Source organism: Streptomyces laurentii (genome assembly GCF_040635425.1).
GTDB lineage: Bacteria > Actinomycetota > Actinomycetes > Streptomycetales > Streptomycetaceae > Streptomyces > Streptomyces laurentii.
Genome location: NZ_JBEYHT010000060.1, coordinates 33,806 through 47,356 on the forward strand (window position 1 = coordinate 33,806; position 13,551 = coordinate 47,356).

Below are 13,551 nucleotides of genomic sequence, written 5' to 3' on the forward strand. Positions count from 1 at the left end.
GGTGGGATGCAGGGGTTTCGGCGGCGGGAGGGGACGGGTTGGCGGTGTTCGGGTGTGCGGGCTGTGGCGCGGTGCTGACGGCGGCGGTGTCGGAGGTGGCCTTGCCGGTCCATTGGACCGACGCGCACTGGGAGACCCTGCACCCACCCCTGCTGGAGGCCGGCTGTTACGCCGTCGATCCCGAGCCGTACGGTCCGCCGTGGCGGCAGGAGGACGAGGTCGGGGCGTCCGAGGCGGCGGAGCGGGGGTGGTTCGCGCCGTTCGGCGCGCTGTCGTACGGGCCGACGGGGACGGTTCTCCTCGCGCCCGGCGACCTGCGCGGCACCCGGCTGATCCTTGAGCGGGCCGCAGGGTACTGCATGGGGATCGACGGGCGGGACGGGCCGAACCTCGCCTGCGTGGGCTGCGACCTGCCGGTCGCGACGAGGATGGACGACTGCGGGTGCTGGCAGGTCGTCCTGCTCGACCCCGAGGCGGTGGTGCGGCTGCCCGCCCCACCGGAGCTTCCGGTCATGGACTGGACGGAACTGCTGGCCACCGACGCGCTGTGGCACCGGCTGAGCGCGTTCCGGGACATCCCCGCAGGTGCGGCGCTCGCCCAGGTGGTGGTCGCCGCCGGGGGCGAGCCGGTCGAGGCGGCGCCCGGGCCGGTCGCCGAACTCCTCGGCCGGACGCTCGGCGCGCTGATGCCCGCCGGGGAAGGCGCGAAGCGGCTGGACCTGGCGGGGCCGGGATTCGGTGAGCGTGCCGCCGACCTGGTGCTGGTGCCGGTCCACCCACAGACCGGTGAGGTGTGGCAGCCGCGCGGCGGCGCGGTGCCCGTACCGACGGATGCCGCGCTCTGGTCCGAACTCGCCTTCCCGCCGCACCGGACCCGGCTGCCGGCGGTCGGCGGGCTGCCGGCAGGGGCGGAGCGGGACGATCCACTGCCACCGCACCCGGCGTACCCGATCGGACCGTCCCACGCCGCGTTCCGGCACACGCTCGCGCGGATGCCCGCCGTCAGGGAGCCGTGGCTGCGGGCGATCTACGACCGAGGATGGTGACGGTCCGACCTGAGCCGGATCGGCAGGTCTCTGAGATCGCGAGGAAGTACGCCATCAGCACCGGCGAGAAGGAGGCGTGAACCCTTAGGTCGCCTCCCTGCGAAGGCACTCGGCTACCACGACGGGACAGCCGCTCGCCTGGTCACCGGAGCCGGAGGAACCTGGAGTCGATATGCACCGGGCCATCCCACGCGCTGACAGGACCGAGGCGGCTGCTCTGATGGGCCAAGACCCTGCGAGGGGCCCATTGTCAGTACCGGGTGGCAGGGTCTGCCTCCATGAACAAGCAGCAGTTCTGGCAGCTCATTGAGGCAGCCCGCCATCAGGCGTCCAACCCGAACGACGGCGAGGCGGTCGCTCGCGAGGCGACCTTGCTGCTGGCCTCCCGACCGGTCGAGGAGATCGTCGCAGCTGAGCGGGTTCTGTGGGACCTGATGGTTGACTCCTACTCCAATCCTCTGTGGGCCGCTGCTTACATCGCCCATGGTGGGTGCTCTGACGACGGATTCGACTACTTTCGCGGCTGGCTGATCGCTCAGGGCCGTGAAGTCTTCGAACGCGTAGTCGCTGACCCCGATGCCCTGGCAGAGCTGCCCATCGTTCAAGCCTCCGCAGCCGACGGCGTCGACCTGGAGGGTGAGGACATGCTGGGCATCGCCTGGAACGCACACATCTCGGCGACCGGTGATCAGCTCCCCGCGAGCCTGCCTACCGTCCCCCACCGGGAGCTGGACCCCACCTGGAACTTCGATTTCGATGACCACGAGGAAATGACTCGCAGGCTGCCCCGCTTGGCAGCTCTCTATCCGGAGTAGGCGGAAGCTCCACGCCTCTCCGCCCAGGGCGTGTGAGCGCTCATCTCTGCGCTCCTGTCTTCTCGGGATGGATAGTGGACAAGTCGCTATCGGGGCCGTCGCCTCGAACGTCGATGTCGACGAGCGGATCACGGCGCAGGTGGTCAGGGCCGAGACACGATCCGGGCAGGTCGCACTCCCGCTGAAGGCTCTGCGGGGTCGTCGCCTTGTTGCTGGCGTTGAACTACCGTGACTCGCCTGACGGATCCACGGTTTCCTGGCGAACGACGTGGGGAGCAATCGGCTCCTGACGCAGGGGGTGATCGGGGTCACCTTTGACGCTCTGGCTGCCTGGTTCTTCGCGACGGCCGTCGTCCCTGCGGCCCGTCTCAGTCGTCCAGCGCCTGGTAGAGCGTGGTCCAGAAGTCGTTGATGGCCCGGGCCGAATCCGGCGTGGACATGCCGGTCTGGGTGAGCAGGATGCCGACGAGTCCGTGGACCGGGTCGGCGTACGTGGTGGTGCCCGCTCCGCCGTCCCAGCCGAACTGGCCGACGGGCGCGAAGTCGCCGCGATAGGTGCGTACCGCCATCCCGAAGCCCCAGCCGCCGTGCTGCCCCTGACCGTGCGACAGGTGGACGGCGTTGCGTGCCCAGGTCTCCCGGGCGGCCAGCTGCTCGGCCGTGAGGCGGTTGGTGGTCATCAGCTCGACGGCGGGCCGGGACAGGACGCGCCGGGTGCCGTGCCGGCCGTGGTTCAGCAGCATGCGGAAGTAGGCGTGGTAGTCGTCGGCCGTCGAGTCCAGTCCGCCACCGCCCGACGCGAACGCCGGAGGGCTGCTGTGGTGTCCGCCTTCGGCCTCGTCCGCCACGACGAACTCTCCGGTCCCCGGGTCGGGGGCGTACAGCGGCGGCAGCCGGTCGATCTTGTCGGCGGGGACGTGGAATCCGGTGTCCTTCATGCCCAGCGGCTCGAAGACGCGCTCACGCAGGAACGTCTCGAAGGACTGGCCGGAGACCCGGGCGACGAGCACGCCGAGCAGGTCGTCGCTGACGTTGTAGAGCCAGCGTTCGCCCGGCTGGTACAGCAGCGGGAGCCCGCTCAGACGGCGCATCCACTCGTCCGGGTCCGGTGCCGGCAGCAGCCATCCGCCCTCGTACACCCCCTGCTCGAAGAGCGCGCTCATCATCGGGGAGCCCGGGTCCGTCATGTCGAGCCCGAGCCCGCAGGTGGAGGTGAGCAGGTCGCGTACGGTGATCGGCCGCCGCGCCGGTACGGTCTCGTCCAGCGGGCCGCCGGCCCGCTTCAGGACCCGCCGGCCGGCCAGTTCGGGCAGCCACGGATCCACCGGGTCGTCCAGCCGCAGCCGGCACTCGTCGATCAGGACCATCGACGCCGCCACCGCGACCGGCTTGGTCGTCGAGGCCATCCGGAAGATGGTGTCCCGGCGCATCGGCGGGCCGCCGTCGTGACGCATCGTCCCGATCACCTCGACGTGAGTCTCCTTGCCGCGGCCGACCAGGGCGACGAGCCCGGGTATCTTCCCCGACGCGACGTGCCGTTCCAGTACGTCGCGTAATCTGCGCAGCCCGGTCTTGGTGAAGCCGTTCGTGCTCGTGCCCATCGTCGATCTCCTTGGGGTGTCCGGTCGTCGAGTCCGACGCGTCGCGTCCTGTCGCGCAGCGTCGTGCGTGCCGTGCTCGTGCTGTGCCTGCGCCCGTGTCCGCGCCCGTGTCCGCGCCCGTCCCGGCGTCAGACCGCGGTGCTGTCACCGGCGGCGCGCTCGAGGTCGTCGATCAGCTGCTTGCGCGCACGGGCGGGGACGTAGCCGTCCTCCGAGTAGTTCGCGGCGAAGGCCTCGACGAACTCCTCGGGGTCCTCCCCGACGATCTCGCGGATCGGCGTACCGTCCGCGGCGGCCTGCTCGAACAGGTCGACCAGGTCCTCGAACATCGACGCGGTGCTCTCGGCGTCGGTCGGTACGAAGTGCATCAGGTACCGCTCGATCGCCTCGACCGCGCCGCGGTAGCCACCGGGCAGCTCCTTGGTCCGGGCCTTGTACGCGCGCCAGCGCTTCTTGGGGCCGATCACCTTCGCGAGGATGCCGTTCTTCTCGTCCTCGGGCATGGCTATTGTCCCCCTTCGCGGAGCTTTTCCAGTCGTTCTGCGAGGAAGCTCCAGGTCCTCCAGAACTCTTCGAGGTACTCCTGCCCCTGACCGTTGAGGGAGTGCACCTTGCGCGGCGGTCCCTTCTCGGAGGGGACCTTCTCCACGTCGACGAGGCCGCGCTTCTCCAGTCGTGTGAGCAGCGCGTAGACCGTTCCCTCGGCGATGTCGGAGAACCCCTGCTCCCGCAGGCGTGCGGTGATCTCGTAGCCATAGGCGGGCCGGCCGGCCAGCGACGCCAGGATGACGCCCTCCAGCGTGCCCTTGAGCATCTCCGTCAGCAGCTTGGCCATGGCGCACCTCCTCCTCGCGCTAGTAAGCGCTGTTGAGTACCGGTACACCGTAACGCTGACTACCGGTACTCAGCAAGACTGAGGAGTGGATTGGCCTGCCGGCCGGCGAGGGCTCGGAGCCCGGTGCCGTCGGCACGTCAAGAACGTGTGAAGACACCGGCGTCGGGCGCCAAGGATCCGCTAGCGACAGCCGAATCCGGGGGAGTCGGGGGAAACCCTGAGCGGACCGACGAGCAAGGAGACCCCCGATGTCCACGCTGCCCGCCCCGACCGCCCCGACCGCCGAGAACGGCGCCGGGCCCACGACGGCGGAGCCCCCGGATCCCGACGCGCGCCACCGGCTGACCGCCGTCACCGGGCTCGCCGCCCTCTCGCTCGACGCCATGGCCTCCGTGGCGTACGGGCCCGAGGCCATCGTCCTCGTCCTCGCGGCGGCCGGCGCCCACGGGCTCGGCTTCACCCTGCCGGTCACCCTCGCCATCGCCGGCCTGCTGGCCGTGCTCGTCGCCTCGTACCGGCAGGTCGTCGCGGCCTTCCCGGACGGCGGCGGCTCGTACGCGGTCGCCCGGACGTACCTGGGCCGCCGCACCAGCCTGGTCGCGGCGGCTTCCCTGGTCCTCGACTACGTCCTCAACGTGGCCGTCGCCGTGACCGCCGGCGTCGCCGCGCTCACCTCCGCCTTCCCCGGCCTGTACGGCGACCGGCTGTGGATCTGCCTGGGCGTGCTCGCCCTGATCACCGCGATCAACCTGCGCGGCATCGTCGACTCGGCCCGCGCCTTCATCGTCCCGACCGCCGTCTTCGTCGGCGCGATCCTCGTCATGATCACCGTCGGGCTCTTCCGCGACGCGCCGGTCTCCACCGCGGCCTCCGCCGGGCACGCCTCCGTCCTCGCCGACAACGCCACCAGCGTCGGCGCCCTGCTCCTGCTGAAGGCATTCGCCTCCGGCTGCTCGGCCCTGACCGGCGTCGAGGCCATCGCCAACGCCGTCCCGTCCTTCCGTGCCCCCGCCGCCCGCCGCGCCCAGCGCGCGGAGGTCGCCCTCGGCGCGCTCCTCGGCGTCATGCTGATCGGCCTGTCCGTCCTGATCTCCCGCTTCGGCCTCCAGCCGGTCGAAGGCGTCACCGTCCTCGCCCAGCTCGCCGACGCGTCCTTCGGCCACAACGCGGTCTTCTACGTCGTCCAGTTCGCCACCATGGTGCTGCTCGCGCTGTCCGCCAACACCTCCTTCGGCGGACTGCCCGTCCTGCTGAAACTGCTCGCCCGCGACGACTACGTCCCGCACGTCTTCGGTCTCAAGGCCGACCGGCAGGTGCACCGGCACGGCGTCGTCTGGCTCGCCGTCGTCTCCGCCGGCCTGCTGGTCTTCTCCGGCGGCGACACCAACACCCTCGTCCCGCTCTTCGCCATCGGCGTCTTCGTCGGCTTCACGCTCGCCCAGACCGGCATGGTCCTGCACGGGCGGGCCGCCCGGCAGTGGGGCAAGGCCCTGCTCAACGGCGTGGGCGCGCTGCTCACCGGGGTCGCGGCGGTCGTCGTCACCGCCACCAAGTTCCACGACGGCGCCTGGCTGATCGTGATCGCGCTGCCGCTGCTCGTCGCGCTCTTCGAGCTCGTCCACCGCGCGTACGGGCGGATCGCCGACCGTCTCGGCGTCGGCCGGATCCCCGAGCCACCGCACCGGGCCCGCTCCCTCGTCCTGGTCCCCGTCTCCTCCCTGACCCTGGTCACCAGCAAGGCCCTGACGGCCGCCGTGTCCCTCGGCGACGAAGTCCGCGCCGTGACCGTCTGCCACCCCGACCCCGAGGACCGGGCGCATGCCGACGCCCTCGCCCGCGACTGGGCCCTGTGGAACCCGGGCGTCGCCCTCGTACGACTGCCCTCCGAGCGCCGCTCCCTCGGCAGACCGATCACCGCCTACGTACGTCACCTGGCCAAGGCGTACCCGGACACCCAGATCACCGTCCTCATCCCGGAGGCCGAGCCCGAGCGGCTGTGGCAGCGGCTGCTGCAGAACCAGCGTGGCGCGGTCGTCGCGCACGCCGTCCGCGGGGACACCGATGCCGTCGTGTGCCGGCTCCGCTTCCGCTGCTGACGGGCGGACCACCGTCCCGACCGCCCGCCCCGCCCGCCCCATCGGCCCCGCCCGGATCCGCCAAGGACGCCTCCGCCCGGTGCTCACCCCGCGCCGCACCGGGCGGAGGCTTGGCGACGAGTCCCCGGCCCGGACGGACAGACGGACGGCGCCGGCCTGCCGGGTCAGTCGAGCCCGGAGACCGTGAACACCGACCGGGCCGTGTCCCGTTCGATCCGCCGGGCGAGCCGGTCGAGATCACCGATTCCCTTCAGCAGGGTGCCGTTGCCGGCACAGGCGCGGGCGTCGGTCTCCAGGAGCAGCCAGAGGCGCGGATTGGCCAGGAGGACGCGCAGTTCGATCCGCGCGTGCCCGCCGTCCGTGTCACGGAGGTCGAGGCCCCGCTCGATGCCGTCGGACCAGCGGAGGGCGGCGAGCCGGTCGGTCCGTACGGTCCGGCGGACGCAGACGCCCCGCACGCTGACCCGGCCCGGTGCGGCGACGACCCGCGCGGGCAGGAGGACCACGAAGAGCGCGCCGGACAGGGCAGCCCACAGCAGCGTGTCCGGCAGATCCGGCCCGCCGGTCAGCGCCTCCACGGCCAGGGACACGACGAGCAGCAGCCCGGCGCAGCCGGCGGCGGCCCCGGCGTCCCGCGCCCACCGCACGTCGTGGACGACACGGGCGCGGGCGGCGCGCTCACCGGGCCGGTGCGGCGGGACGAATCGTTGCTCCATGGCGCGCACGCTAAAGCCCTGGTCGGGCCCGGAAAGGAGGGTTTGACGCGGTTCCTATGCGGCGTCCGCCAACTTTGACGCGTGGTTGACGGGCCCGGCGGCGAAGTGGACGTATTCGCGGGTCAGCCGGAAGCCGGCGGTCCAGGCGAGCAGCCGGCTGGGGCGATTGTCGCGTGAGCAGGTCCAGCTGGCGCGCCGGCCGCGCGCCGCGATGTCGGCGGTCAGCCCGGTGACGCAGGCCAGGGCGAGATGCCGGCGGCGTTCGTCGGGTCCGGTGGCGCAGGCGACGTCCTCGTAGCGGCTGCCGGCGAAGCGGGTGCAGGCCAGTGCGAGGACGCGGCCCCGGCGGAAGGCGGCCCAGGCCAGGCCGGACCCGGCGAGGGCGGCGGGGCTGCCCCAGGTGCCGTGGAGCCAGGCCGCCGCGGGGTCGAGGGCGGCCAGCGCGCCCGCGTCCCCGGGGACGACACGGCGCACGGTCACCCCGTGGGGGACGCGCGGTACGACGGGCTCGGCCCGGTGTACGTAGAGCATCCGCTCCCACGGATGGAGGTGGCCGAAGGCGGCGCCGAGCACCGGGAGGAAACGGTCCGCTGCCTCGATGTAGTGCCCGGCGAGCGGGGCCAGCCGGCCGGGGGTGACGGCGCCGGGATTCCCGGCCAGAAGGGCGTGTCCGCCGCAGGTCACGGCGACGACGCGGGGCTCTTCGGTCCGGTCGGTCCACCACTGGCCGTGGCCGGTGGCGAGGACGTGCTCGGCGAGGGCGCCGGTGCCGGGAGCGCCGGAGAGGAAGACACGGGCGGGAGCGGGAGGCTGGTGGGACGCGTGGGGGATCACGGGTACTCCTGGTACGGACGCGGCGGAACGGAAACGGAAGAGCGACGGCCGGCCGGGCGGCCGTGGTGCGTCCGCCTGCGCGGTGCGGGTCTCTCGGTGGTGTGGCCGGCGGATGAGGGCGGACACGAGGGCGAAGAGGAGGGGCCGCCCGGACGGGGAAGCGGGTCACGACGCCCCAAGGGAGCGGGTTGCGGCGACCGGTCGGCGGGACGCCCGAAGGGGCGCCCGAGGGAGGGAGAGGCACGTGCGGTGCGTCCTCCATCGAAGCCGAGCGCGGGAGGGACCACAAGACCGGCGGACCCGCTCCTGCGCCTCACTGACGGGGAGTCGGCCACGGCGGCCGGGAAAGGCGGTCCCGAAACGGCGCTGGCGGAGCGGGGGCACGGTCAGCTGGACGGGAAGAGCCGCCGTGCCCCCGCGGCCAGGGGACGATCAGGCCACTGACGTCCCGCGGTCGGGGTGAGCGACCGAGAGGAACGCTAGCCCCGGCCGGCCGCCCGGAGTGGAGCGAGGCGCCCGAATTGACGGGTCTCTGACGGTGGCCGGGATCGACCGTCGCGACCCCGCCGATCCGGCCGTCACCCCGTACTCCCTCCGGCGCCCTGACCTGCGCCCGCGGCTCCGCGCCCGCGGCCGACACGTCCCGCCGACGCGTCCCACCGCCGCGTTCCGGCCGCCCGGGGCGCCGTACGGGCCCCGTCACGTAGAGGACGCGTCAAGAGAAGGCGGCGCGGCGTAAGGGGGGCGTCAACGGGAGCGGCGGCGTGGCTGGAATGAGGTTCGCTCGTCGTGTCCGAGTATTCGATTCTCTTCCTTCTCACCGGGAGCTCACGATGGCCGACGTGGCCTTCGTCCTCGCCACGGTCGCGATCTTCGCGCTGGTGGCGTTCATCGCCAAGGGGGTGGCCAAGCTGTGACTGCCGAGAACATCGTCGGTCTTCTCGTGGCCGCCGCCCTGCTGGGTTATCTGATCCTCGCCCTCGTCAAGCCGGAGAGGTTCTGAGCCCGAGATGAGTCCCGTCCTCGCTGGAGTGCTCCAGCTTCTGGCGCTGGTCGTCGCGCTCGGTCTGTCGTACCGGCCGCTCGGTGACTACATGGCGCGTGTCTACTCCTCGGAGAAGCACTACACACCCGAGAAGTGGATCTACCGGGTGATCGGCGCGAACCCGGACACGGAGATGCGCTGGCCGGCCTATCTGCGCGGAGTGCTCGCCTTCTCCGCCGTCAGCGTCCTCTTCCTCTACCTGCTGCAGCGGGTCCAGGGCGTGCTGCCCGGCTCGCTCGGCTTCGTGTCGATCGACCCGGACCAGGCGTTCAACACGGCCGCCTCGTTCGTCGCGAACACCAACTGGCAGTCGTACTCCGGCGAACAGGCCATGGGCCACGTCGTGCAGACCGGCGGCCTCGCGGTGCAGAACTTCGTCTCGGCGGCGGTCGGCATGGCCGTGGCGGTCGCCCTCGTCCGCGGTTTCGCCCGGTCCCGCTCCGGCGAGCTCGGCAACTTCTGGGCCGACCTCGTGCGCGGCACCGTCCGCGTCCTGCTGCCCCTCGCGGTGGTCGGCGCGCTGGTCCTGGTCGCCTGCGGCGCCATCCAGAACTTCTCCGGCATCCACGAGGTCGGCCAGTTCAGCGGCGGAGCGCAGCAGTGGAACGGCGGCGCGGTGGCCTCGCAGGAGGTCATCAAGGAGCTGGGCACGAACGGCGGCGGCTACTTCAACGCCAACTCGGCGCACCCCTTCGAGAACCCCAACGGGCTGTCGAACCTCTTCGAGATCTACCTGATACTCGTGATCCCCTTCGCGATGACACGCACCTTCGGCCGGATGGTCGGCTCGCTCAAGCAGGGGTACGCGATCCTCGGCACGATGGCCGTGATCTGGGTCGGCTTCACCGCGCTGATGATGTGGACCGAGTTCGCCCACCGCGGCCCGGCCCTGGAGATCGCGGGCGGGGCGATGGAGGGCAAGGAGACCCGGTTCGGGATCGCCGGCTCCTCGCTGTTCGCGGTCGCCACGACGCTGACCTCGACCGGCGCGGTGAACTCCTTCCACGACTCGTACACCGGCTTCGGCGGCGGCATCGCGATGCTCGGCATGCAGCTCGGCGAGATCGCGCCCGGTGGTGTCGGCTCCGGCCTCTACGGCATGCTGATCATGGCGGTCATCGCCGTCTTCATCGCGGGCCTGATGGTCGGCCGTACGCCCGAGTACCTGGGCAAGAAGATCGGCACCCGCGAGATCAAGTTCGCGGCCTGCTACATCCTGATCACCCCGGCGCTCGTGCTCTGCTTCACGGCGCTCGCGATGGCGCTGCCGACGCCTCCGCACTCGATGACGAACACGGGCGCGCACGGCTTCTCCGAGATCCTGTACGCCTACACCTCCGGTGCCAACAACAACGGATCGGCCTTCGGCGGCCTGAACGCGGACACCCAGTGGTTCAACTCGACCGTCGGCATCGCGATGCTGCTCGGCCGCTTCCTGCCGATGGTGTTCGTCCTCGCGCTCGCCGGCTCGCTGTCCGAGCAGGCGCCCGTACCGGCGACCGCGGGCACGCTGCGGACCGAGAAGCCGCTGTTCACGGGCCTGCTGGTCGGCACGATCCTGATCATCACCGGTCTCACCTACTTCCCGGCCCTCGCCCTTGGACCGCTCGCCGAAGGGCTCGCGGCATGACACACGACATACGCAAACACGACGCGAACGACGCAACGGATCGCGACGTACGGAATCACGACGCGAAGAATCACGAGGACGCCATGTCCGCCACGCATCCGGCCCCCTCTCCGCACGGGGACCCCTCCGGCGACCAGCGCGCCCACGGGCGGGTCGGCGGGGGTCTGTTCGACCCGAAGCAGCTGGTCACGTCCTTCCCGGACGCGGTGCGCAAGCTCGACCCGCGGGTGATGGTCAAGTCGCCCGTGATGTTCGTGGTCCTGGTCGGGTCGGTCCTCACCACCGTCCTCGCGTTCCTGCACCCCTCGGACTGGTTCGGCTGGGCGATCACCGCCTGGCTGTGGCTGACGACGATCTTCGCCAACCTCGCCGAGGCCGTGGCCGAGGGCCGCGGCAAGGCCCAGGCCGACACCCTGCGCAAGGCCAAGACCGACACGGTCGCGCGCCGGCTGTCCGGCACGGCCGAGGAGCAGGTCCCCGGCACCGACCTGCGCGTCGGCGACCTCGTGGTCTGCGAGGCCGGCGACATCATCCCCGGCGACGGTGACGTCGTCGAGGGCGTCGCGAGCGTGGACGAGTCCGCGATCACCGGCGAGTCCGCCCCCGTCATCCGGGAGTCCGGCGGTGACCGGTGCGCGGTGACGGGCGGTACGAAGGTGCTCTCCGACCGGATCGTCGTGAAGATCACCACCAAGCCGGGCGAGACCTTCATCGACCGCATGATCAACCTGGTCGAGGGCGCGGCCCGGCAGAAGACGCCCAACGAGATCGCCCTCAACATCCTGCTCGCCTCGCTGACGATCGTCTTCCTGCTGGCCGTCGTCACCCTGAAGCCGTTCGCGATCTACGCGGGGGCCGACGAGCAGACCTCCCTGATCGTCCTCACCGCGCTCCTCGTCTGCCTCATCCCCACGACGATCGGCGCCCTGCTCTCCGCGATCGGCATCGCCGGCATGGACCGGCTCGTGCAGCGCAACGTCCTCGCCATGTCGGGCCGCGCGGTCGAGGCCGCCGGCGACGTGTCCACGCTGCTGCTCGACAAGACGGGCACCATCACCCTGGGCAACCGCCAGGCCGCCGAGTTCGTGCCGGTCAAGGGCGTGACGGAGGCCGAGGTCGCGGACGCCGCCCAGCTGTCGTCGCTGGCCGACGAGACCCCCGAGGGCCGTTCGGTCGTCGTCCTCGCCAAGGAACGGTACGGGCTGCGCGAACGCCACCAGGGCGAACTCGAGCACGCCGAGTGGATCGCCTTCACCGCCCAGACCCGGATGTCCGGCGTGAACGTCGACGGCAAGCAGACCCGTAAGGGCGCGGCCGGTTCGGTCCTCGCCTGGGTACGCGACCAGGGCGGCCACGTCGCCGAGGACGCCGACACGCTGGCGAACCGGATCTCCGAGGCCGGCGGCACCCCGCTCCTCGTCGCGGTCAAGGACGCCAAGGGCGCGCGCGTCCTGGGTGTCATCCACCTGAAGGACGTCGTCAAGGACGGCATGCGGGAGCGGTTCGACGAACTGCGCCGCATGGGCATCAAGACCGTCATGATCACGGGTGACAACCCGCTGACCGCCCGGGCCATCGCCGAGGAGGCGGGTGTCGACGACTTCCTCGCCGAGGCCACCCCCGAGGACAAGATGGCCCTCATCAAGCGGGAGCAGGCGGGCGGCAAGCTCGTCGCCATGACCGGCGACGGCACCAACGACGCCCCGGCGCTCGCCCAGGCCGACGTCGGCGTGGCGATGAACACGGGCACGTCGGCCGCCAAGGAGGCCGGCAACATGGTCGACCTCGACTCGAACCCGACCAAGCTCATCGAGATCGTCGAGATCGGCAAGCAGCTCCTCATCACCCGGGGCGCGCTGACCACCTTCTCCATCGCCAACGACGTGGCGAAGTACTTCGCCATCATCCCCGCCATGTTCGCGGTGGCGTATCCGTCGCTGGACAAGCTGAACATCATGGGCCTGTCGTCGCCCGAGTCCGCCATCCTTTCGGCCGTCATCTTCAACGCGCTGATCATCGTGGCCCTGGTCCCGCTCGCCCTGAAGGGTGTGCGCTACCGGCCGTCCAGCGCGGACTCGATGCTCCGCCGCAACCTCGGGATCTACGGCCTCGGCGGCCTCGTCGCCCCGTTCGTCGGCATCAAGATCATCGACCTGCTCCTCTCCCTCATCCCCGGAATCGGCTGATCCACGATGAACAACTCGGTAGGAAACACGGGCCGCGTGCTCTGGGCCGGCCTCCGGGCCCTGATCGTCCTCACGGTGGTGTGCGGCGTGCTCTACCCGCTCGCCGTCACCGGGATCGCCCAGCTCGTCTTCCCCGGCAAGGCCAACGGCTCGGAGATCAAGGACGACGGGAAGGTCGTCGGCTCCGCGCTCATCGGACAGCGGTACGACCTGCCGCTCAAGGAAGGCCAGGAGACGGCCGCCCCGGACCTGCGCTGGTTCCAGCCGCGCCCGTCCAACGGCCTCGGCACCAACAGCGTCAACACCCAGTACGCGCTCCTCCTCTCCGGCGCCACCAACCGCTCCGCCGACAACGCCGAGCTGATCAGCTGGGTGAAGGAGGCGAAGGCGGCCGTGCTCAAGGACAACTCCACCGCCGACTACCAGGTCAAGCCGTCCCAGGTGCCGGCCGAAGCGGTGACGTCCTCCGGCTCGGGTCTGGACCCGCACATCTCCCCGGCGTACGCCGAACTCCAGGTCCACCGCGTCGCGGAGAGGAACCACCTCACCGTGGCCCAGGTCGACAAGCTGGTCGCCGACCACACCGACGACCGGATCCTCGGCTTCATCGGCGAGCCGCGCGTCAACGTCCTCCAGCTCAACATCGCGCTGAAGGACCGCGTACACCTCCTTGGTGGGGGCCACGTTCCAGTCGGGGGCCAGGGTCTCCTCGGGGTCCCACTTCTCGACCCCGAAGGTGCCCACCAG

12 protein-coding genes and 2 pseudogenes are annotated in these 13,551 nt (G+C 71.2%); 8 read left to right on the forward strand and 6 right to left on the reverse strand.

The genetic code is table 11. The features are described from left to right. The first annotated feature begins 95 nt into the window (after positions 1 to 95). Positions 96 to 1,046 (forward strand): hypothetical protein, encoded by a 951-nt coding sequence (locus ABZ693_RS29085; RefSeq protein WP_359883286.1) that lies wholly within the window; start codon positions 96 to 98, stop codon positions 1,044 to 1,046. A 278-nt stretch (positions 1,047 to 1,324) separates the two neighbouring features. Further along, positions 1,325 to 1,861 (forward strand): DUF4240 domain-containing protein, encoded by a 537-nt coding sequence (locus tag ABZ693_RS29090; RefSeq protein ID WP_359883243.1) that lies wholly within the window; start codon positions 1,325 to 1,327, stop codon positions 1,859 to 1,861. Between the two features lie 368 nt (positions 1,862 to 2,229). Here the strand turns inward: ABZ693_RS29090 and ABZ693_RS29095 are convergent, their stop codons facing one another. From ABZ693_RS29095 to ABZ693_RS29105, 3 genes are all read right to left on the reverse strand, one after another. Continuing rightward, positions 2,230 to 3,462 (reverse strand): serine hydrolase domain-containing protein, encoded by a 1,233-nt coding sequence (locus ABZ693_RS29095; RefSeq protein ID WP_359883246.1) that lies wholly within the window; start codon positions 3,460 to 3,462, stop codon positions 2,230 to 2,232. A gap of 128 nt (positions 3,463 to 3,590) precedes the next feature. Then, positions 3,591 to 3,965, reverse strand: a complete 375-nt coding sequence (locus ABZ693_RS29100) for a DUF1048 domain-containing protein (RefSeq protein ID WP_359883248.1) — start codon at positions 3,963 to 3,965, stop codon at positions 3,591 to 3,593. A gap of 2 nt (positions 3,966 to 3,967) precedes the next feature. Continuing rightward, the gene (locus tag ABZ693_RS29105) at positions 3,968 to 4,297 is read right to left on the reverse strand and encodes a PadR family transcriptional regulator (RefSeq protein ID WP_359883251.1); all 330 of its coding nucleotides are present in this window, start codon (positions 4,295 to 4,297) and stop codon (positions 3,968 to 3,970) included. Between the two features lie 248 nt (positions 4,298 to 4,545). On the opposite strand from ABZ693_RS29105, the gene ABZ693_RS29110 reads away from it, so the two are divergent. Beyond that, complete coding sequence (locus tag ABZ693_RS29110) at positions 4,546 to 6,393, forward strand: APC family permease (protein ID WP_359883254.1); 1,848 nt, start codon at positions 4,546 to 4,548, stop codon at positions 6,391 to 6,393. Positions 6,394 to 6,557: 164 nt separating this feature from the next. Here ABZ693_RS29110 and ABZ693_RS29115 read toward each other — a convergent pair whose 3' ends face one another. Both ABZ693_RS29115 and ABZ693_RS29120 read right to left on the reverse strand, forming a co-directional pair. Continuing rightward, positions 6,558 to 7,109, reverse strand: a complete 552-nt coding sequence (locus ABZ693_RS29115) for a hypothetical protein (RefSeq protein ID WP_359883257.1) — start codon at positions 7,107 to 7,109, stop codon at positions 6,558 to 6,560. Positions 7,110 to 7,163: 54 nt separating this feature from the next. After that, positions 7,164 to 7,943, reverse strand: a complete 780-nt coding sequence (locus ABZ693_RS29120) for a GNAT family N-acetyltransferase (RefSeq protein WP_359883259.1) — start codon at positions 7,941 to 7,943, stop codon at positions 7,164 to 7,166. Between the two features lie 764 nt (positions 7,944 to 8,707). Here ABZ693_RS29120 and ABZ693_RS29125 point away from each other — a divergent pair. The 5 genes and pseudogenes from ABZ693_RS29125 to ABZ693_RS29145 form a co-directional block, all read left to right on the forward strand. Then, positions 8,708 to 8,860 (forward strand): hypothetical protein, encoded by a 153-nt coding sequence (locus ABZ693_RS29125; protein WP_359883292.1) that lies wholly within the window; start codon positions 8,708 to 8,710, stop codon positions 8,858 to 8,860. Beyond that, positions 8,857 to 8,946, forward strand: coding sequence for a K(+)-transporting ATPase subunit F (gene kdpF, locus ABZ693_RS29130; protein WP_359883261.1), 90 nt, complete (start codon positions 8,857 to 8,859; stop codon positions 8,944 to 8,946). The genes ABZ693_RS29125 and kdpF overlap by 4 nt, the downstream gene beginning before the upstream one ends. A 7-nt stretch (positions 8,947 to 8,953) precedes the next feature. Next, positions 8,954 to 10,618, forward strand: coding sequence for a potassium-transporting ATPase subunit KdpA (gene kdpA / locus ABZ693_RS29135; protein ID WP_359883264.1), 1,665 nt, complete (start codon positions 8,954 to 8,956; stop codon positions 10,616 to 10,618). Between the two features lie 83 nt (positions 10,619 to 10,701). After that, positions 10,702 to 12,804 carry a potassium-transporting ATPase subunit KdpB gene (kdpB, locus tag ABZ693_RS29140; RefSeq protein WP_359883289.1) on the forward strand — a complete coding sequence of 701 codons (2,103 nt, stop codon included), beginning with the start codon at positions 10,702 to 10,704 and terminating at the stop codon, positions 12,802 to 12,804. A 6-nt stretch (positions 12,805 to 12,810) separates the two neighbouring features. Then, a pseudogene (locus tag ABZ693_RS29145) lies at positions 12,811 to 13,461 on the forward strand (potassium-transporting ATPase subunit C); the annotation flags it as partial. Here the strand turns inward: ABZ693_RS29145 and ABZ693_RS29150 are convergent. After that, positions 13,432 to 13,551, reverse strand: a pseudogene (locus ABZ693_RS29150) (SOS response-associated peptidase); the annotation flags it as partial. The pseudogenes ABZ693_RS29145 and ABZ693_RS29150 sit on opposite strands and share 30 nt — an antisense overlap.